Here is a 20,447-nt window from a genome sequence, read left to right as displayed (position 1 = left end):
CTCCTTTTAATTTTGATTGAGATCGTTTTCTCGAGCCTTCTGTTCTTTATGCGGAGCATCAATTTGCCGCAACGCCCGCCCGATGGTGAAAGCAGAGTACATAAGCAACAAGACCCCCGGTACAATCAATAATAGAAAAGCGCCTTGGTCGGAGGTCGCAAATACTATCGCATAGCCAACATATGGAACAGTAAATCCTGTGTACTCGCCGACTACATCTTCAGCAAGGACTGGTTCCGAATCGGTCGAGTTGTTGTTATCCCCTTTGGTAATATACTGCTCACCGCCGTTTTCCACTTCATGGACTCTATGTGTGACGAGATTATCATCGGGGTTGGTGTATGTGATTACATCCCCTGCTTCATATTGGGCGGGGTTATCGGTCGGTTGAATGGAAATAATCGAACCGGTTTGGATTTCCGGTTCCATGGATCCGGACAACACCGTTTTAATTTCATAGCCAAAAACATTAGGCTCTCCGTCAGCCGCCTGTGTGGAAATTACGGCAAATAAGGTGACAATCAGTAACGTAAACAATAGAAAAGATGTCAAGCCGCTGATGGTCTTCTTGATTGCTCGCCACATTGGGGTTCACCTCGAATTTTTTCTAATTACCGCTATTGTCTTCGCCATCCTCTTCCTCTGCATCTTCGTTATCAGACGACTCATCTTCGGTCTCCGCTTCCGCTTCTTTCTCCTGTTTCTCATCGTCTTCATTCCCTGATTCTTTTTCTTCGTCGGTCTCTTGCTCGGTGTCCTCGACTTCATCCGCTTCGCCTTCTTCTTCGAATGAATCAGCGGTTGATAGATTGCCTTCCAAGGATTCCTCGTCCTGGAAAGAAGCAGAGGTCGGTGAAGAAATGAAAACACCAAGGCAAATGATTAAATAGGAGATTGCGAAAAATTGAAAGGGAATGCTTAACTTAATGGTTTTGAGTCGGAACTTTTGCATTATCTGCCTCCTTTCCGTTCATGCAGTCTGTTCAGATGATGTCATCACCCTTCGGCTTGTCCCATTTCTACTTTCATTTGGTGCGGGGAAAGTGTTCCCTGGTATTCCAGTTCATCTTCGATATAGACCGTGACCGTCGCTCGTTCTTCAGCGAGCATGGGGTCATTTTCTTCGATAATGACTTGGAATGTTCCCTCTTCCCCTGCTTCGAATGTTCCTTGTCCGGTAAAACTGGCCCATCCTTCTTTTGCTTGAAGTTGGCCAACTTCCTCAGCTTCCAGCTCGATGTCCATATCCTCATGGCTGAAGCGGAAAAAGCCTGTGGCTGCCTGGTCATTCGCCCCTTGTTCAACTGCAATCGCTACTTCTTCATGTGCAGATTCTGTATCAACAGCGCTTAACGTTCCTGCTCCTTCGATGCTTACATCCTGATCAACACTCATCGGCCGACTCGGCATATTCCCTGTTCGCTGTAACGCTTCGCCGAGTTGAGCATCGGTCGTTTCCCCGTCTTCCAAGGCGAACTCGCCGTTGACAAGCACGTGCTCGATGCCCTCCGCATATTGTTTCGGATCTTCAAATTCGGCATGGTCGGTCACTGTATCGGGGTCGAACACGGTAATGTCAGCTGCCATGCCCTCGGCGATGAAACCGCGATCGGTCATCCCAATAATCGTGGCCGGTAATCCCGTCATTTTCTGCACCGCTTCTTCAAGGCTTAGCAACCCTTCTTCACGAACATCTTCCCCGAGCACCCGCGGTTGCGAACCATAGCGGCGAGGGTGGATGCTATCCGAATATGTGGCACCTCCATCTGAAGCAACGGCCGTTGTTGGGTTTTGGAGGATTCTTTCATAATCCTCTTCATCTCCAAAATGATAGATCGTCGTCAAACTGCCTTGGTCTTCCAAGATTCGCATCGTCGCTTCCCCGGGGCTTACGTCTTCCGCCTCGGCGGCATCTGCCAAGGTCTCATCTTCCCCGGGAAAATAAACATCTTCCGCGGTTTCCACCCGGCTCGTCATGACGTCTTCAATCTCGTCTTCAATTTGCGGGCGTAATTCGGGGTCGGCAAAACGATCCAGCATCGCGTCAAAACCGCCATCCTCTACCCATGCCGGAACAAGCGCCGTCAATCCCGTTTGACTGGCCAAATACGGATAGACGTCGGCTGCCGCATACGTTCCACGATCTATGGCATCTTCAATGAGGCCGACGGTCTCTTCGGAGGCTCCCCAGTTATCGGCTCCCATCACTTTCATGTGCGTGATGACTGGAACGAGTCCCGCTTCCTCGCCAATTTCAATCGTCTCTTCGGTCGCTTCTACGACATCATCCATTTCATCACGAATGTGGTGCGGAAAGTTCGTTCGCCATTTATCCGCAACCTCAACGACGTCTATGACTTCTTCCGTGTCGGCATAATTTGCAGGGGTGTAAAAAAGACCTGCCGAAACACCAAAGGCCCCTTCTTCGAGTGCAGCTTCCACCAATCCTTGCATCGCTTCAATTTCTTCCTCCGTCGCATCACGGTCCTCTTCACCGACAACCTCTGCCCAAACAGAATTAAATCCAATGTACGTGCCGATATTAATCGTCAGCCCGTCATCTTCCAGTTCATATCGTTCCGTCACATCGACGGGACCCCCGCCATCCGGGCTTAATATTTCGGTGGTCACCCCTTGGGTTAACGCGCTGGTTGCCGTTTGCAACGCTTCAAGATCGGCATGGCTGTGAATATCAATAAATCCCGGTGCGACGATATTGCCATCCACGTCTACTTCGTTTTGAGCAGAATAATCTTCTAAATTGCCAATTTTGTAAATATAATCACCATTTATCCCCACATCAGCCTCATAACTTGATTTTCCTGTCCCGTCCACAACCGTTCCGTTACGAATAATCGTGTCGAAATCATTTTCCTGGGCATCGCTTTGATTGTCGTTTTCCATTCCCAGTACAGAGCCGCCTACAAAAAGTGCCGTGAAAGAAGCGATTAAAGTTCGTTTCCACATATCACGCAGATCCTCCCTTGTTTTTTTTAGCCCTCATTCTTAACACTGTCTCAATGGCGGTTAAAATTTTTATTTCCATTTTTACTATAACTTATCAAATTTTACAGCTTATTGGAATTTTTTAAGATATTTATACAAAATATTACCACTAGAAATACAAATGCAGAAATAATTTTAGATTATATATTTATTGTTCATTTTATTAATAACTATTTATGATTTGTATTTCCTATATATTAACAGTAGGCATGGTTTAAATTTTAAAACTTTTTGCTCAATAACGATAAAATATTAATGGTTCTTGATTACTTTTTTCTATTTTTATTTTTTTACAAGTCTATTGATCTGGAGGGTTTTCCCATTTTATAACACATAATTTCATAGATTTTCCTAAAAAAGGAGGATATGACTATTTTTAAATCTGCTATTTTTCTGTAAAATAATTGAAAATAATGTATATTCCAAAAAGGAGAGATCGAATGAAGAAGGCTACATTCGCCACATCCTCGATTGGCGCTATGCTCATCGCCTCCATGTTCGTCCCTGCGATCCAGGCAGCGGAATCCGGTGCTGCCAATTCGCACGTGACCGGCTACGGCGGGGCGGTAGTCTCCGAAGATGTACATGCCTCCGAAGCCGGGATGGCGATCCTTGAACAAGGCGGCAATGCCGTTGACGCAGCTATCGCCGTTGCTGCAGCGCAAGGGGTGACAAGGCCCTACTCCGGTGGCATTGGCGGGGGCGGCATGATGCTTATCCATTTGGCGGAAGAAGACGAACCGATTGCCATCGACAGTCGCTCTGTCACTCCGGAATCCTTCGATGATGAAACGTACATCCATCCGGACACAGGCGAGGTTTTTCCATCGGCTATGAGAATCTCAAGCGGCAAATCCTTTTCCGTTCCCGGGACGGTAAAAAATTGGGAAATCGCCTTGGAAGATTACGGAACGATGACATTTGCGGAAGTGTTGCAACCCGCGATTGAAGTAGCCGAAGATGGTTTCGTCTCGGATGAAAATTTTGTGCGGGAAACGATGGAAAATCAGGAACGCTTTGATCTATTTACGTCTACGAGAGACATTTATCTCAATGAAGATGGTTCTGCACCGGAAACCGGAGATGTAATCCAAAACCCAGATATGGCCCATACTTATCAATTGCTGGCCGAAGAAGGAAGCGAAGTTTTTTATGAAGGAGAAATCGCCGAGGCTATGGTCGACACGATTAATGATCCACCGGTCGTGGACCACCCGGACTTTGAATCCGTAAGCGACGAATGGCTTACGGAATTTGGTATGCTGGAAGGCGATGTCACAATGGAGGATTTTTCAAACTATAAAACGGTAACGAGTGAGGCAATCCACACCGATTATCATGACTACGACATCTATGGGATGCCCCCTTCTTCCAGCGGCGGCCTCACGGTGGGGCAAACGTTTAATATACTGGAGCATTATGAGATCGAAAATATGTCAAGCACCGAGGCGTGGCATCACTTTATGGAAGCGAGCCGGTATGCGTTTGCCGATCGGCGGGAATATATCGGTGACCCCGCGCACACGGAAGTCCCCGTCGATGAGTTGCTTTCCGATGCGTATACCGAAGAGCGGATCACGAATATTGATTCGGAGCGCGCATCAATTGGCCAGGTGCCCCCCGGAAATCCCTGGCTGGACGATGACGAGGACTTCTTCTATGATTTTGTTGAAGAAGATAGCGCTGAATGGGACCCCAGAAAATTTCACAGAATCGATACTGGCCCGGAAAGCCATCCATTTGATGCAAACTTTACGATTGACGATGAAACCGGGAAAATTGACTTAAGTGAACGAAAAGAAGACAGAGGAAGCGCGTACGGACGGGCAGCTGCCAATATGGAGGCTGTAGAAGATAATGAGGTGAACTTGCGTGTGCGCGCCGATGAAGAAGGTTACGACCAACGCTTGCGATTATGGTTGAACGGCGATGTTTGGCAGTCAGGCAGCAGCGTTCCGAGTAACGGCTACGGGCTGGAAATCAACACCGAAACAGAGGAACTCGTGCTGCAGCGTGTCATTGACGGCGAATTGGCAAGCCTCGAACGCATCGATTATCCTATTGAAACGGATTGGCACGACTTGCGTTTCCAAGTTGAAAATAACAAGCTTAAAGTAAGCGCCTGGGAATCTGATGAAGAGGAGCCCGGGGAATGGTTAGCCGTCCATGAGTTAGCGGAAAACGACCAATTGGAAGACCTCCTCGGCCGTTTGATGATGAGCGTGATTAATTTTGATTACGAACAAACGCAAACGTTTTCCTTTGATCACATCGAAGTCGAGCCCGTAAATGAAAATAGTGAGGCACTTGCGGGGCCCAGCCAAACGAACGTCATGGATGACGCAAACCCGCCGGCTGAAACCACGTCTATAGAAGAAGAGACTCAAGGGGTACAAGCGGATGAAGAAAAGCGTATAAAAGACGAAGCGGACATTGTCGATGAATCGACGATTCACCTGGCCGCGAGCGATGACGAAGGCAACGTCGTAAGTTACACATCAACGATTGTATCCATCGGCGGCAATGGAATGGTCGTGCCCGGCTATGGCTTTTTGCTAAATAACGCCGTGTACGGACGAACACCAACCGAAACCCCTTCGCATCCGAACTATCCGCGCCCGGAGATGCGCTCCTTGAGCAGCATGGCCCCGACCCTGGTCATGGAAGACGAAACGCCTGTTCTGACGGCAGGCGCTCCGGGAAATGATTCGATTTTAACGACCGTCTCCCAAATCATGATGAACAACTTGGATTTTGACACGCCGCTACCGGAAGCAATTGAACAGTCCCGGTTATCCCAACGGAACAACTTTGACGCAATGGCTGAGTATGAGGAAAACTATATGGATGCCGAAACCGAGCAACATATTGAAGAACTGGAGGATATGGGCCATCTCTTTACGGCTAATACGAACGAGCAAGGCATCGGAGCTGCGGTTGGCATTGAATTTTTAGAAAATGGGGAGGTCACCGCGGCCGCCGAACCTGACCGCCGCGGTGGGGGAAGCGCCCTCGTGGAAAGTGAAATGGAAGAGGAAGAAATGAGCGCCGACGAGATGAAGCGCTCAGTAGAGACTTTGGCCGAAGAAGGCGAATTCGAAAACGAGGATGCCGTCCGCTCCCTTGAGGTGCATCTGACATCCGTCGCTCACTTCGAAGCCGAGGAAGAAGCGGAAAAAGTCATCAACCATATGGCCGGATTCAATGATTTGCTCGACCAACAGCAAGCAAATGAATGGATTTCAGATGATGCCTACGACACCCTGCAGGGAAAAGCAGAGGCATTGATCGAAGAGTGGGAATAAGTTAAACCCCCGGGGACGGAACATGCCCCGGGGTTTTATCAGCCAAACCCTAATTCCGTTCATGGCAGCGCCACGCGTTCCGGCACCGTATACACGTTCAACGAACCGCTCCGAATAAAACCGATGCTTGTAATCTCCAAATCTTCGGCCAGTTCCAGAGCGCGTTCAGTCGGGGCCGACTTGGAAAGAACAACTTCGCAGCCGATCTTCGCCACTTTCAAAAGAATTTCCGACGAAAGCCGGCCGCTGAAAACGATAATCTTATCTTGCAAAGAGATGCCGTGTTTCAAGCAGTACCCGTAGATTTTATCGAGAGCGTTATGCCTGCCGATATCCACGCGCATCAAAACAATACGATCGAGCGTGCATAAGGCGGCATTATGGACGCCGCCGGTTTCTTGGAACGTTTCCGCTGATTGTTGCATTTCTTCCATGAGACGAAAACAATCGTCCGGAGAGACAGCCACTTCCCTCGTTCGCATTGTCTTCGTTGTTTTCACATCAGCGGCAAAGACGAAGCTTTGACGGCTCATCCCGCAACAAGACGTAATGTAGCGTTTGTTTTGCATTTGTTGGTGCAGGTGATCGATTTTTTTCGTCAATGTCACATGAACATAACCGTTATTATCGTCGGCTCGCAGTTCTTTTACCTCGTTAAAACGAGCAATGACCCCTTCCGAGGCTAGGTATCCGATCGCCATATCCTCGATATAGTCAGGGGTACATACCATCGTCACAAACTCTTCCCCGTTTATTTTTATCGTTACGGGATATTCGGCGGCAACGATGTCTTCTTTCCATTCAGCACTTCCATTTTCATAACGCAAGATAGGATGAGAAATTTGCGTCTTCCCTGTCATTTCCCATCACGATCCTTGCTTTTTGAAAATAAAAGGCAATGCAAGCAAAGATACGCCCGCTACGGCAACATACCATTTGTTGGATGAAGAAGTCGAACGACGGGACACACGGGTTCCGGCCACTGCTTTTTCCGACTCGTGTTGAAGCTTGGCGTCTCGATCCTCCAATTTTTCCCTATGTTCCTGATTGGCCCCGAATCCCTTGAGGAATGTCATAAGCACGTTCATACCTTCAATCACTTCCGGATCTTTCATGGAGCGAAGGAGGGCGGGATACCCGCCGCCTTCTTTTCCATAATGTTCGTATTCAGCCACTTGGGAAATAGCTGTATTCATCTTCAAAACGAGCGGTTCGACTTCCTCCATATCGAGCTTTCCGAGCACACTGAACATGAGAAGCATATTTTGCATCGATTGTGTCGTATCCGCATTATCCATCGCCGTTACAAGTCTCTCAAGAACCGCGTCTCCTTCTCTATGAAGCGCATTTAGTGTATTGAATACTTCCCAATCCTGTAGCCCCTTCATAAGTTCAAACGTATCGGCAACTACTTCCTTATTTTCCAGAAGGACGCTTTCGATTTCTTTCCAATCACGCTGACGCAATTCTTCTTCACTTGGTTCCATGCGATGGATGACTCTGGTCGCTTTAGCCATTAAATTGGGACCTCCTTTCTTTCACGAGGTCACCCGGGAAGGTGTAATCTTTGCGCTTCCATTTTTGTTCAACGTCTACCCCGATTTGCGGTTGTGGATTGCCGTTTCGATGATTGATGTTCGGCAATGGACTATCGCCCTTCGGTTGAAGAACTTCCATTTTTGCAGAAACCTCTTTATAAGCCGGGGTATCCGTATCCTTATCGGCATGGCTACTCGTCAAGTAGTTGATAGCCCCTTCACCGGCGTCATTCATCGGCAAGTATATTTCTTTGCCTTTTACGCGATCGGTCACAATACAAGAGACTTTGACGTTTCCATAAGGCGACGTTAAACGCACTACCGTTCCGTCTTCAAGTCCGCGTTCTTTTGCAAGTTCGGGTGAGACCTCCAAGAACACACTTGGTGTCTTTTTCGTAATCCCTTCAGACTTATACGTCATATTGCCTTCGTGGAAGTGCTCGAGTAAGCGTCCATTGTTGACATGGAGGTCATACTCGTCGCCAAACTCAAGCGGCTTTGTCCATTCAACAGGATAGAGTCTCGCCTTACCGTCGGGAAATGGAAACTCTTTTTCGAACAAAAGCGGCGTATCCGTGCCGTCTTCGGCTACCGGCCATTGCTGGCTGTTATACCCTTCCAGACGATCGTACCTGACACCTGCAAACAACGGGGCGAGGGAGGCGGCTTCGTCCATAATCTCGCTGGGATGCTCAAATTTCCAGTCTGCACCCATGCGATTGGCAATCTCCATAATAATTTCCCAATCCGGTTTCGACTCGCCAAGTGGCTCGAACACTTGATACAAACGCTGAAAACGGCGTTCCGTATTGGTGAACGTGCCCTCTTTTTCAAAGCTCGGGGAAGCCGGGAGCACAACATCGGCAAACTCCGCTGTTCTTGACAAAAAGAGATCTTGGACGACGAAGAAATCGAGTTTTTCTAACGCTGATTGCACATAATTGGCATTGGAATCAACGATACCCATATCCTCGCCTTTTAAATATAATACGTTGAGATTTCCGTCATGGATGGCATCCACCATTTCATGGTTATTCAGCCCCGGTTGGGCAGGAAGATCAACGCCCCAGCCTTTCTCGTAGCGCTCGCGGGCGTCTTTGTCCGTGACATATTCATACCCAGGGAAACGATCGGGCATGCTGCCAAAATCACTGGCGCCTTGCACGTTGTTATGCCCGCGCAATGGATAAGTTCCCGCGCCCGGTTTCATGTAATTCCCGGAGACGAGCATCAAGTTGGAGATTGCTGTGCTCGTATCGGAACCACCGCCGTGTTGGGTGATGCCCATCGCCCAAAGAAAGCAGGTCGTCTCCGCGTTGTGAATGGATGTCGCGATGTCAATCATTTCTTCTTTTGTTAAGCCCGTAACTTCTTCGGCATATTCAAGCGTATACGGTTCAAGGCTTTTAATATAATCTTCCAAGCCATTAACATGCTCATTCAAAAACGCTTGGTCATGCCAGCCTTGATCGATGATATATTTAGTAACCGCTGAAATCCAGACAAGGTCTGATCCCCCAGCCGGCTGAACGAATTGATCGGCGCGAGCGGCCATTTCATGCTTGCGCATATCGGCAACGATTACTTTTTGCCCATGAAGTTTTTGGGCACGTTTGACTCGCGTGGCAAGCACCGGATGGGCTTCCGCCGTATTCGATCCTGTTATAATCACCAATTCAGCCTTCTCAATATCAGTGATACTACCGGAGTCGCCACCGTAACCTACCGTTCTCCAAAGTCCCATTGTCGCCGGGGACTGGCAATAGCGTGAACAATTGTCAACGTTATTTGTGCCAACGACCGCGCGGCTGAGTTTTTGCATGGCATACGAATCTTCATTTGTACATTTGGAAGATGTAATAAACGCGAGCGAGTCGGGCCCGTTTTTCTCTTTCTCTTCCTTGAATTTATTCACGATCAAGTCGTATGCTTCTTCCCATTCCGCCTCGCGAAACGCATCGCCTTCGCGGATAAGCGGTTTCGTCAGGCGTTCTTCGCTATTGACGTAGTCCCAGCCGAATTTTCCTTTCACGCACGTGGAAATGCCATTTGCCGGCGCTTCCGTTTGCGGCTCGACTTTAAGGATTTTGCGATCCTTTGTCCAAACATCAAAAGCACATCCGACACCGCAGTACGTACATACTGTTTTCGTTTTTTCAATGCGATCTTCCCGCATCGAAGCTTCCATGTCGGAAATGGTCATGAGTTGCTCATAACCCGTTTCTACATTTTTCGTTATATTAATCATCGGACGCATCGAGGAATCTTTAATCCCGGTTAAAAATCCGGCCTCCCCTTCCATGCCGACTTCCATCATCGCATTACATGGACAGACGGTGGAGCAATGGCCGCAATTCACACACGAAGAGTCTTCAATCGGGGAATCCTTGTCCCAAATGACACGCGGACGTTCCCGCTCCCAATCAATCGTTAACGTTTCCGTGACTTGCACATCCTGGCACGCTTCCACACACCGCCCGCAAAGAATGCACTGATCCGGATCATAGCGATAAAAAGCATTGCGGTCCACTTCATACGGTTTATAGCTGAAAGGTGTTTCTTGATGGTTCATTCTCAATTCTTTTACCGCATTATGTATCTCGCAGTTGCCATTGTTGTAATCACATACCGTACAATATAGTTCATGGTTGCCGAGAAGACGGTCCATCGCTATCAGTTGCGCTTCATGTGCCTCTTCGTTCGTGGCAATAGCGTCTCCGTCCTTTACTTTTGCAGAGCACGATCGCACTAAGTCGCCATTCACACTGACGATACAAGTATCACACGTTTCAATGGCACCCAGGCTCGGGTGGTAACACAGGCTTGGCACTTCAATGTCATGTTCCGTCAATACATCAAGCACGCTTTGATTTTCCTTTGCGCTTATGTGCTTCCCATTCACCTTTATTTCAGGCATGAACATGGACCTCCTTACTGTATTCTTTTCCTAATATATATCATTTTTTGTCAGTGGTGTAAAACAACTGCTGCCTTTCACTACCCTACAACATCCCCATTTAAACTGAATCACTCCTTAATTGTAATCGGATGTTTCACCTCAACCACTTTGTGGTACTATACATTCGTGTAACATTTTGTTCAATTTTCCCATTTTATGATGAAAGGAAGTATACGTTTTGAGAGCTCATAAAAATCGTTGGTTGATTGCTTTATCAGCCATTGCCATTCATTTGTCGATCGGATCCGTCTATGCCTATAGCGTGTACCAAAATCCCTTGAATGAGTCACTTGGCTGGGACATTGGGGCCGTAACCTTTGCCTTTACGACAGCGATCTTTTTTCTTGGGATGTCCGCCGCATTTCTCGGAAAATTTGTCGAGCGTAACGGTCCCGGCAAATCCGCCATGATCGCAGCCGTTCTTTTTGGCACGGGAACGTTAGGCGCAGGTTTCGGCATCCAAATGGAAAGCTTGCCTCTCTTTGTTCTTTTTTACGGTGTCATAGGTGGGGTAGGTCTCGGAATTGGCTACATATCACCCGTATCCACACTCGTTAAATGGTTTCCGGACAGACGTGGACTTGCAACGGGAATGGCCGTGTTAGGTTTTGGATCCGGTGCGCTTATTACCAGTCCCGTTGCCGAATGGTTGATGGGAATGATCAGTATTCCCGCGACCTTCTACACATTGGGAGTTGCCTATCTCATCCTAATGTTTGCCGGTGCCAGCTACATCGCTCCTCCCCCGGAAGGATGGGAACCAGCAGGCATGAAAAAGCAAGAACAAAAGAATAAAGAGAAGAAGAAAAAAGATTCTCAAGAAGACCTCGCCCAACTTAACGCCCGACAATCTTTGAAAACATTCCGTTTTTATTTGCTGTGGGGAATGATGTTTATCAACATTTCCGCGGGCATCATGCTTCTCGCCGTCGCATCAAGCATGACGCAGACAATCACGGGGGCGACTTCAGCCGCCGCGGCGACCATTGTCGGCATCATGGGTTTTTTCAACGGTTTCGGGAGAATCGGCTGGGCCAGTGCTTCTGATTATATAGGGCGAACCAACACGTATATCATCTTCTTCGTCTTGCAATTGGGCGCATTCATTCTCCTTCCGATCACCACCAATGAAATCATGTTCGCGATCCTCTTATTTATTATCATGACATGTTACGGGGCGGCTTTGCCTGTTTGCCGGCCTACATCGGCGACTTATTCGGCACAAAACAGCTGGGAGCAATTCATGGGTATACGCTGACATCCTGGGCGATGGCAGGTGTTTTCGGACCGATGGCTGTGTCGGCTATCGTTGGGGCTACCGCTGATTATACAGGCGCCTTCGTCCTATTTATCTTTTTGCTAGGGGTTGCGCTTGTGATGTCGATCCTGATGCATTTTAATATCAAACGCATTCGCAATCAGCAGCAGGGAGCCAGTGGGAGCACGTCATGAATGTTAGGAGCCGTTTTACGCACGTAACTTGAACGTACCCTTACAACCTTGCAACTTTCAAAGTGTATATTTCGCTTGGCAAATAAGGCATGAAATATGCTGGATTATTTTCCAGGATAATGCTATACTTTAAGTGAAAAAATTAATATCATTCACAAAACCACTAGGGGTGCTTTTATAAGCTGAGAGAGGCGCAGCCTCGACCCTTATCCACCTGATCCAGTTCGCACTGGCGTAGGGAAGTGGCGGATGACATCTATCGTCTATCGCGACCACTTCCCTGAGGAAGTGGTTTTTGTTTTGGAGGTGAAAAAAGATGGAAGCGCTTATTCAACAAGTGGAAGAGCGTGAGGATGAGCTTATCAGCTTGCTTTCGGACTTAATCGCGTTTCGCACGCCCGCGCCCCCGGCCCGAAACACGGAGGGCATTCAAAACCGCATCGCCGAAAAACTTCGGTCCATAGGTTTTGAGGTAGACCAATGGGAAGTTTATCCCGGGGATCCGAATGTTGTTGGCTCGAAAAAAGGCACTGAACCAAGTAACTTTAACAGTTTGATATTAAACGGGCACGTAGACGTAGCTTCCGTGGAAGAGGATGAAGACTGGGAAACAGCTCCGTTTAAAGCAGCCGTACGAGACCGAATGCTTCACGGGCGCGGTGCAGCGGACATGAAAGGAGGAGTAGCCGCCTGTCTGTTCGCGCTTCAGCTGTTGCATGAAAACAACGTTGAACTCCCCGGCGATGTGTTGTTGCAATCCGTGATCGGTGAGGAAGTCGGAGAAGCCGGCACAAAACAGTGTTGCGAACGCGGATACAGCGCAGATTTCGCCCTCGTTGCCGACACGAGTGATTGCGAGATTCACGGGCAAGGCGGTGTAGTCACGGGTTGGGTAACGGTTAAAAGTCCCACAACCCATCATGACGGGACGCGCCATCGTATGGTGCACGCCGGCGGTGGTTTGCGCGCGGCAAGTGCCATCGAAAAAATGAACAAACTGATTACCGCTCTACAAGAATTGGAACGCGATTGGGCCGTTAACAAATCCTATCCTGGCTTTGCCCCAGGGACAAACACCATTAACCCGGCGGTTATTGAAGGCGGACGTCACGCCGCTTTTGTGGCAGACGAATGCCGGCTCTGGATCACCGTTCATTTTTATCCAGATGAAAATGCAGCCTCCGTAGCAAAAGAAATCGAAGACCATCTGCTGGCAACGGCAAAAGCGGATCTCTGGATGAAAAATCATCCCCCAACGTTTGAATGGGGCGGCGCTTCGATGATTGAAGAGCGCGGCGAGGTATTTCCTTCTTTTTCTATTGATGAAGAACACCTTGCTGTCGATGACTTGAAGGAAGCGCATGAAAAGGTTTTTTCACAACCGGCAAGAATATCCATGTCCCCATCCGTCAATGACGGCGGTTGGCTCGCCGAAGCCGGCATCTCCACGGTATGCTACGGTCCCGGTAAATTGGAACATGCACATGCCGTTAATGAACAAATGGATATCGATCAATTGCTGGACTACACGAAAACACTGCTCTGCTTCATCGTAAAGTGGTGCAACCACCCAAAGACCTGCGGTAATATGTCAAGTTCAAAATCACAGTAAATGAAGTTGTCAAAGGACATTTAGGCGAAAAAAGCGCGCACTGAACAACACCAGTAATAAAATGTAAAATACTGGTAAAATGAAAGGCTAGCCCTCAGCCGATGTCGGTCAGAGGTTCACGCCCCTTTCTGGCGTAAAGAGTTGGTTTTTGCGTAGCAGCGCATCCACCAATCGCACGAGTTTTCTTGCCGTGAGCACGAGTGCACGTTTGTGTTGATGTTTCGGGACTTCTTGATACTTCTTCTGATAAAAGACTTGGTATTCCGGAATTTGCCTTCGTACCGAGTTGGCGGCTTCAACGAGGTAATAACGCAAATAATGGTTCCCTTGACGTGTCAGTGAAGTATCTTCGGCGGTAAACCGCCCGGACTGGTGTTTTCGCCAGTACAGTCCCGCATATTTAGCTATTTTTGTTTCATCGGGAAACCGGTCAATCTGACCGAGTTCGGCAATGATGCCTGCGGCGAAGACCGGACCAATGCCCGGGATTGATTCCAGCGTCTGCGTCAGTCCTTTCATGATTCGAGTAATGGACTGATCGATCGCCTTGATTTGCTTTTGGAAGGAACGAATGAGCTCAATGGACGTTCCTAAAAGTACATCGATGGAATCTTCGACCACTTTGTCCAATCGGTACGATGAACGGACGGCTTTCTGGATGGATGCGGCGACAGCTTCCGGATCGGGAAAACGATTTCTCCCTTTCTCTTGAAGAAACCGAGCCAGGTCCTCAAGCGGAAGCTGGGCAAGTTCATCCAGGCTGTATTTTTCAAGAAAGAGTTCCATCATAGCATGGCCAAACACCGATGAATCCACTTCTTTGGAAAAGGTGTTGCATTTATACTCCAAGTGCTGCAAGAAGTGTTGTTTCTCTTTCGTCATCGCTTTGGTCAAGTGATAACGCGAACGTGTCAACTGCTGGAGAGCCACGTATTGGCTTTCTTTGACAACGGACATCTGATTGCGCCCGAAACGCATATAATCGGCGATCACAAAGGCGTCAATCTCATCGGTCTTGTTCATGTCTGCGAAGCTCTTTTTAAAGTTGGCGATCTGCTTCGGATTGATCACAAAGACTTGGGCGCCATAGGGTTTTAAATCATCGTCATCATGCAAGAACATGGATGGATGAAAACTGTAGACGGATGTGGACTCCAGACCGATCTTTAGGATGTCAACCTCTGTATCGGCCAAGAGCTCGAGCAACCGTTCTTTGAGCACCTGGGCACCCGGCCAGTCATTGGAAACCGTAAAAACCGAAAGCTGATCACCTTCTTGATCAAGCACACACACTTTCATATCAAACGAGCTAACGTCAAGCCCGACAAACATTCGCATGGGGGGATTCCTCCTTTCATTGTAGAATCATTCGGTCGTTCTTTGGACGCCTCGAGATATCTCTAGTGTGAACGCCGATCATCAACCTCGTGTATCAGAACTCCATCGGCATTGAAAGCCGCCCCAGGGGCTGCTTCCCCTGAGTTCAAGAGGCCGAGGGCTCAGCCTGCGAGTAGGAAGTGCCGCACGTACACTGAGAGACAGTCTTTAGTTGTGGTCGAACCACAGGAGAGAAAAGAATTGTCCCAAATGATCCTATGATCATTATCTAGAAATATCTAGAGACATCCAAGGAAAAACCATATGAATCTACAAAATATCTTGTGGAATTTGCCCAAGATTTGAAGGGCTTAAACTTACTATACGAGGAGAGAACCTAATGCCATTCAGTGAACGCATTCGAAAAAGCGCAGACCCAATCTGGAAAGCAAGCCATGAACACCCCTTTGTGCAAGGCATCGGGCATGGCACACTCGACATTGAATCTTTTAAATTTTTCATGGCTCAAGATTATAAATATTTAATCGAATATTCTCGCGTCATGGCTATGGGTACTGCCCTCGCGCCTGATTTAGAAACGATGTCCGGATTCGCGGAAGCCCTCGATGATACCTTAAATATGGAAATGGATCTTCATCGTTCCTATGCCGAACGTCTGGGCATTTCGCGCGAAGAACTTGAGGCAACAGTTCCCGGGCCTGTCACTCTTGCATACAGCAGTTACATGATGGCCGAAGCGCAAAAAGGTTCCATAGCGGAACTGATCGCAGCTATCCTGCCTTGCGCCTGGAGCTATTATGAAATTGGCCTTGAACTCGCGAAAATCCCAGGCGCCACCGAACACGAACAATACGGCGAATGGGTGCGGATGTATGCTTCCGATGAATTTGGAGAAATTGGCTACTGGCTGATCAGGAAGCTTGATGAACTCGCTGAAGGAAAAACGGAGGCAGAACTGGATCGGCTGGAGGAAATCTTTTTAAACACGAGCCGCTATGAATATATGTTTTGGGATATGGCTTATAAACGGGAAAAGTGGCCGGTGTAGGAGGAACTTGTATTAATCTGGCATTTTCCCTGCATATTCTGGCACTTTTGTAGTGGAATCTGGCACTTTCAGGGCTGGAGGGTTCATAACCTTTCAGCCTCAAAATTATGCTGAGCTTCTTCTCGATCTTTGCCTTCGCTTTTTCACATTCATTTCCTATATCTATCTGCTCCGTGCTCCGTTGCAAACTTCCTTTTCAATATTATCCTAAATATGTTACTATATTTTAGGATTTATCTACTTAATCATTCGGCTCGGAGGTATACGGATGAAATTTCACATCGGTTTATTTTTATTACGTATTACAGTGGGCTTCACTTTTTTACTTCATGGGCTGGATAAATTCGTGCCGGGTATCGAAGAAACCATCGAATATTTTTCCAGTCTGGGGCTTCCAGGATTTACCGCTTACCTTGTCGCTTTTGTTGAAATAGTAGGCGGTCTGTTAATGATTTTGGGAGCTGCAACACGAGTAGTCGCTGTCCTATTCACCTTCATTATGCTTGGAGCCATCTTTTTCGCCAATTTACCGGAAGGATTTTTAGGCGGATATGAACTTGATCTCATTTTACTGGTGGTTTCCATACACCTGCTTCTTAGTGGAAGCCGTTTTTTAGCTTTGGATTCCATTTTTTCGAAGAGAAGACGGAGATAGGGTGCAAGCAAACCTTATCTCCCCTAACTTCTCCTTGCTTTGCTCATCCTGCAAAAACTCGGGTGTCGCCATTTCCGTTAATAGCGCCACCTTCTTCTCCTTCCGTCCGTCTGCAACACTTTCCTGCACGCCATCTGTAAAAAGGCCAGATCATCCGAAGCGTTCACCTACACCCTCATCTCGAGCATAAAAAGGGGGCCTCATGTATATACACGCGCTTCATCATTTAATGCTTCTTCTGTTCGTCTGGCCAAAACTCCGCTCAATCCATCATCGGAGCCGAGAAAGTCACAAAGGGTATAGTTTGTGTTCGTTCGTCCTTCGCGCGCACGAAGCATCGCGTCCAATTCTTCCATCAGCACTCCAGTAAACAATAAATAAGGCAACACATACACACGCGGTGCTTCCAATTTTTCCACTTTCGTTAGGCCCTGCTCGACCGTTGGGGTCGTGGCGGCCAAAAAGGACGTTTCCACGTTATTGCAGGCAACTCTTTCATAGATCAGGCGCGCGATTTTCGCGACGTCACTCGGTTGATTTCCGTCACTTGACCCCCTGCCTACCACCAATACCGTACAATCTTCACGTTCATGGCTTTTTTTCAATTCCGGCAGTCCGGCATCCAACAATCGTCCGACTGCCACATCGATAACGTCATCTTCAATACCAAAAGCCCTCCCATAAGAAAACGTAACATTAGGGTGCATTTCTTTTGCTTTTTTTATCTCGCGGGGGATGTCCACATTTGCGTGATAGGCGGTTAGGAGTAAAACTGGAACGACTGCAATCTTCGTTGCACCTCGTTGAACGCAGGACGAGATCCCTTCCATAATCGTCGGAGACGAAAGCTCAATAAAGGCGATCTCCTGGATCTTGGTTTCCTCATATTTTCCTTTAACTCGGTTAATAAACATTTCAAACTGCTCAGTTCCTTGTTTCACACGACTGCCGTGTCCCACGTATAAAATTGCCTGCAATTCTTCTCACCTCTCTAAAAACGAGGCTGCTCCAAACTTGATAGAACAACCTTACAAAGCCCTTTTTATGTCTTCAATTGCTTCCCGATCCAGTTTCGTTACTTCCGATATGAGGTCTATGGCTAGGCCTTGTTTCAGCATCTCCACGACGATGTTTTTCTTTTCTTCTTCCCTGCCTTTTTCCATACCTTTTTCCATGCCTTTTTCCATGCCTTTTTCTATCCATGAGTTGGACAACTGCATTAGGTGTTCTGTTTCTTCATTTGGCAATTGCTCGATTTCCGTCATCAGCTCTTCCTCCTCCCTTTTGTTTAGCGTTAAATACCTTTCAAAAAAACCAATGATGAAAGCGCTTTTCGCTGCATCTAACTTCATGTTCATGATCATCCGCAGGAATTCTTTTTTTACTTGTACTTTTTCTTTCTCGGCATAGCCCATTTTGCTGAGCAGCGCTGCAGCTACGGGATTGTTCGTTTCCAAATATTCTCGCCAATTCTTTTTTCGCAATTCCAACATCAAAAATTGGAAGGACAACACACGAAAGAATGGGAATGAAATGCTGAAATGATCCTGTTCTTCATAATTTTTACCATAGCTAAAAACCGCGATCGGCAAAATCGGCTTCCGATATTTCCAATACAGCAAGTTAAAATAATGATACATCCTTTCATGGAAGTTAGCTTCCACATAGCTCTGAGGCTCAACATGGATGATAATAACTGTGTCGTCCCCTTTTAGCGTCGTTTCAATAACAACATCCACTTGCCTACGTTCACCTTCAAACAGATCGGTATACATTTCTTCTGACACTGGCCGTATTTCATTAACATCGATCTCCTTATGAACCTCCGGAAAAAATACTTCCAAAAACTCAGCGAAAAATGTGTGAAGCAACTGTTTGAATAATTGATCATGGCGTGGGTATACTGTTGGCTTTTCACGCACAACGGTCGTTTCCATCAATTTTAACACATTCTTTCTTTTCAGAAATAGATATGTGGACCGTGGCATCCATCTATATAATCAGTATACCCCACCAACCAAAATAAAACAAGTGTTCCCGTTTATTTTTCCGCCACATACCGTCCGAGTTCAACAATCATCGCGCCCATCCGCTCGGTTGTTGGCGAAACGACACGTTGCAGTCCTTCTTCATGGAGCGCCTCCGCGGTTACTTTGCCGACCGCGGTTGCAATCATCCGATTCTCAAAAAGCGCTAATAATCGCTCACGTTCTCCTATGACACCCACTCGGCCAAATAACGATTTCACTTGCAATCCACTCGTAAAGCACACCGCATCGTATTTTTCATCAACCAACTCTTGGATAAATACATCCACCGCTTCTTTTTCCGGAGCATAATGAATGTAAGGCAGCCACGTTTGAATGTCTGCATCCTGATCAACGAAAAAGTTCTCCAGTACCGGAGAAGATGTGCCGTATTGCTGAATAACTACGCGTTCTCCGGAAAAACGAATAGCTTCCAGCTGCTTCTTCAACCCCGCGGTTGTTCCATCACCTGAACGTACGTCCACGTCCGCCCCTATTTTTTTTAATGCCGCAACCGTTTTATACCCGCGTGCAGCTACACGGGACGATTTTATTTTTCTTAAAAAATCATCCTCGATCCCCGCTTCGTTCGCATACGCCAAAAGCGTAGTGACTCCCATCCCCGTTGTAAAAATAAACCAGCTGACTTCACAGTCCAGATCTTCTTTCATTTGATGGGTGACGGTTTCCTTGTCTTGCCTTACTGTCCCTTGCATCGAACGTACATCACTTGTCGCCCCTTGTTTATGTAAAAGCGTCTGCATTTCCTCGGTTTTGCGTGATGCCGTTAAGGCTATGTGCTTCCCTTCTAAATGTCTCATCTCCCCACTCCCTGCTTTTTTGTTCATATTAACGCAAAAGGCCGTATAACGCCAAAAACGACGCTATACAGCCTATCCGAAAAGGTTACTGGAAGCTTTGGCTTCCTGCTGATTGAGACGCTTGAGCTCCTTGCTGTTGCCCTTGCGAACCTTGCTGAGGCTGTTGGCTTTGTTGATTTTGCTGCATTTGATTCATCATATTTTGTTGTTGTTGCTGTTGCTGCGATTGTTGGCTGATTTGGTCAAGTTGTTGCTCGGCCTGTTTTAACGCCTGGTTCACCTGACTTAACGCTTGATTGGATTGTACGGTTTGCAAACCCTGGCTGAGGATATCTACGGCCTGTTGCATTGACTGCTGAAGTTGCTGATCCGCTTGTTGACTCTGTTGGGTCGTTTGGTCACTGAACTGCTGCAGTTGTTGCAACAAAGAATTCAACTGCTGGTTAGAAGGTTGTGAACCGGATGATTGCTGGCCGGACGATTGCTGGCCGGACGATTGTTGGTTTTGTTGTTGCTGTTGTTGCTGCATTTGCTTAAGCTGCTGTTTCAGTTCGCTGACTTCTTCAGAAACGGCACGATCGTTAGCTTCTGCTTCAGGACGAATAACTTCGCTCATGGGAACGCCTCCAGCTTTTTTTATTTAAAGGGACCATGACAAAACATGATCCTCACTTTCGTTATTTTGG

15 protein-coding genes, 1 pseudogene and 1 riboswitch are annotated in these 20,447 nt (G+C 47.4%); of the genes and pseudogenes, 5 read left to right on the top strand and 11 right to left on the bottom strand.

Features of this window, described 5'->3' with window-relative positions:
* Positions 1 to 6 precede the first annotated feature (6 nt).
* The 3 genes from sipW to EPH95_RS14145 are packed head-to-tail and all read right to left on the bottom strand — an operon-like array spanning position 7 to position 2,967.
* Positions 7 to 585, bottom strand: coding sequence for a signal peptidase I SipW (sipW, locus tag EPH95_RS14155; protein WP_142090703.1), 579 nt, complete (start codon positions 583 to 585; stop codon positions 7 to 9).
* Between the two features lie 22 nt (positions 586 to 607).
* On the bottom strand, positions 608 to 952 hold the full coding sequence (locus EPH95_RS14150; RefSeq protein WP_142090702.1) for a hypothetical protein: 345 nt from the start codon (positions 950 to 952) through the stop codon (positions 608 to 610).
* 44 nt (positions 953 to 996) lie between these two features.
* On the bottom strand, positions 997 to 2,967 hold the full coding sequence (locus tag EPH95_RS14145; protein ID WP_142090701.1) for an N-acyl-D-amino-acid deacylase family protein: 1,971 nt from the start codon (positions 2,965 to 2,967) through the stop codon (positions 997 to 999).
* 479 nt (positions 2,968 to 3,446) lie between these two features.
* Here EPH95_RS14145 and EPH95_RS14140 point away from each other — a divergent pair, with 479 nt between their 5' ends.
* The gene (locus EPH95_RS14140) at positions 3,447 to 6,311 is read left to right on the top strand and encodes a gamma-glutamyltransferase (RefSeq protein ID WP_160141777.1); all 2,865 of its coding nucleotides are present in this window, start codon (positions 3,447 to 3,449) and stop codon (positions 6,309 to 6,311) included.
* Positions 6,312 to 6,370: 59 nt separating this feature from the next.
* Here the strand turns inward: EPH95_RS14140 and fdhD are convergent, their stop codons facing one another.
* Genes fdhD through fdhF form a run of 3 tightly spaced genes read right to left on the bottom strand, consistent with a single transcriptional unit; the run spans position 6,371 to position 10,772 of the window.
* The gene (gene fdhD, locus EPH95_RS14135; RefSeq protein ID WP_142090699.1) at positions 6,371 to 7,171 is read right to left on the bottom strand and encodes a formate dehydrogenase accessory sulfurtransferase FdhD; all 801 of its coding nucleotides are present in this window, start codon (positions 7,169 to 7,171) and stop codon (positions 6,371 to 6,373) included.
* 6 nt (positions 7,172 to 7,177) lie between these two features.
* On the bottom strand, positions 7,178 to 7,828 hold the full coding sequence (locus tag EPH95_RS14130) for a helical membrane plugin domain-containing protein (protein WP_142090698.1): 651 nt from the start codon (positions 7,826 to 7,828) through the stop codon (positions 7,178 to 7,180).
* Positions 7,821 to 10,772 (bottom strand): formate dehydrogenase subunit alpha, encoded by a 2,952-nt coding sequence (fdhF, locus tag EPH95_RS14125; protein ID WP_405127390.1) that lies wholly within the window; start codon positions 10,770 to 10,772, stop codon positions 7,821 to 7,823. The genes EPH95_RS14130 and fdhF overlap by 8 nt, the downstream gene beginning before the upstream one ends.
* 214 nt (positions 10,773 to 10,986) lie before the next feature.
* On the opposite strand from fdhF, the pseudogene EPH95_RS14120 reads away from it, so the two are divergent.
* A pseudogene (locus EPH95_RS14120) lies at positions 10,987 to 12,260 on the top strand (L-lactate MFS transporter).
* Between the two features lie 155 nt (positions 12,261 to 12,415).
* Positions 12,416 to 12,518, top strand: a riboswitch (TPP riboswitch).
* A 58-nt stretch (positions 12,519 to 12,576) separates the two neighbouring features.
* The gene (locus EPH95_RS14115) at positions 12,577 to 13,872 is read left to right on the top strand and encodes an acetylornithine deacetylase (RefSeq protein WP_142090696.1); all 1,296 of its coding nucleotides are present in this window, start codon (positions 12,577 to 12,579) and stop codon (positions 13,870 to 13,872) included.
* 108 nt (positions 13,873 to 13,980) lie between these two features.
* Here the strand turns inward: EPH95_RS14115 and EPH95_RS14110 are convergent, their stop codons facing one another.
* Positions 13,981 to 15,210 carry an IS110 family RNA-guided transposase gene (locus EPH95_RS14110; protein WP_142086371.1) on the bottom strand — a complete coding sequence of 410 codons (1,230 nt, stop codon included), beginning with the start codon at positions 15,208 to 15,210 and terminating at the stop codon, positions 13,981 to 13,983.
* Between the two features lie 379 nt (positions 15,211 to 15,589).
* Between EPH95_RS14110 and tenA the strand changes: the two genes are divergently transcribed.
* Together tenA and EPH95_RS14100 are read left to right on the top strand one after the other, a co-directional pair.
* Positions 15,590 to 16,258, top strand: a complete 669-nt coding sequence (gene tenA / locus EPH95_RS14105) for a thiaminase II (protein WP_142090695.1) — start codon at positions 15,590 to 15,592, stop codon at positions 16,256 to 16,258.
* 268 nt (positions 16,259 to 16,526) lie between these two features.
* Positions 16,527 to 16,913, top strand: a complete 387-nt coding sequence (locus tag EPH95_RS14100) for a DoxX family protein (RefSeq protein ID WP_142090694.1) — start codon at positions 16,527 to 16,529, stop codon at positions 16,911 to 16,913.
* Between the two features lie 200 nt (positions 16,914 to 17,113).
* Here the strand turns inward: EPH95_RS14100 and EPH95_RS14095 are convergent, their stop codons facing one another.
* The 4 genes from EPH95_RS14095 to EPH95_RS14080 form a co-directional block, all read right to left on the bottom strand.
* Complete coding sequence (locus EPH95_RS14095; RefSeq protein ID WP_142090693.1) at positions 17,114 to 17,890, bottom strand: sirohydrochlorin chelatase; 777 nt, start codon at positions 17,888 to 17,890, stop codon at positions 17,114 to 17,116.
* A 51-nt stretch (positions 17,891 to 17,941) separates the two neighbouring features.
* Positions 17,942 to 18,862, bottom strand: a complete 921-nt coding sequence (locus EPH95_RS14090) for an RpnC/YadD family protein (RefSeq protein ID WP_319592783.1) — start codon at positions 18,860 to 18,862, stop codon at positions 17,942 to 17,944.
* Between the two features lie 92 nt (positions 18,863 to 18,954).
* Positions 18,955 to 19,761, bottom strand: a complete 807-nt coding sequence (locus EPH95_RS14085) for a uroporphyrinogen-III synthase (protein ID WP_160141776.1) — start codon at positions 19,759 to 19,761, stop codon at positions 18,955 to 18,957.
* An 85-nt stretch (positions 19,762 to 19,846) separates the two neighbouring features.
* Complete coding sequence (locus EPH95_RS14080; RefSeq protein WP_142090691.1) at positions 19,847 to 20,377, bottom strand: hypothetical protein; 531 nt, start codon at positions 20,375 to 20,377, stop codon at positions 19,847 to 19,849.
* Between the last annotated feature and the right edge of the window lie 70 nt (positions 20,378 to 20,447).

The sequence above is a fragment of the Salicibibacter halophilus genome, assembly GCF_006740705.1.
Taxonomy (GTDB): domain Bacteria; phylum Bacillota; class Bacilli; order Bacillales; family Marinococcaceae; genus Salicibibacter; species Salicibibacter halophilus.
Note: the sequence above shows the minus strand (reverse complement) of the source record. Positions and strands in the feature narration are given on the sequence as shown.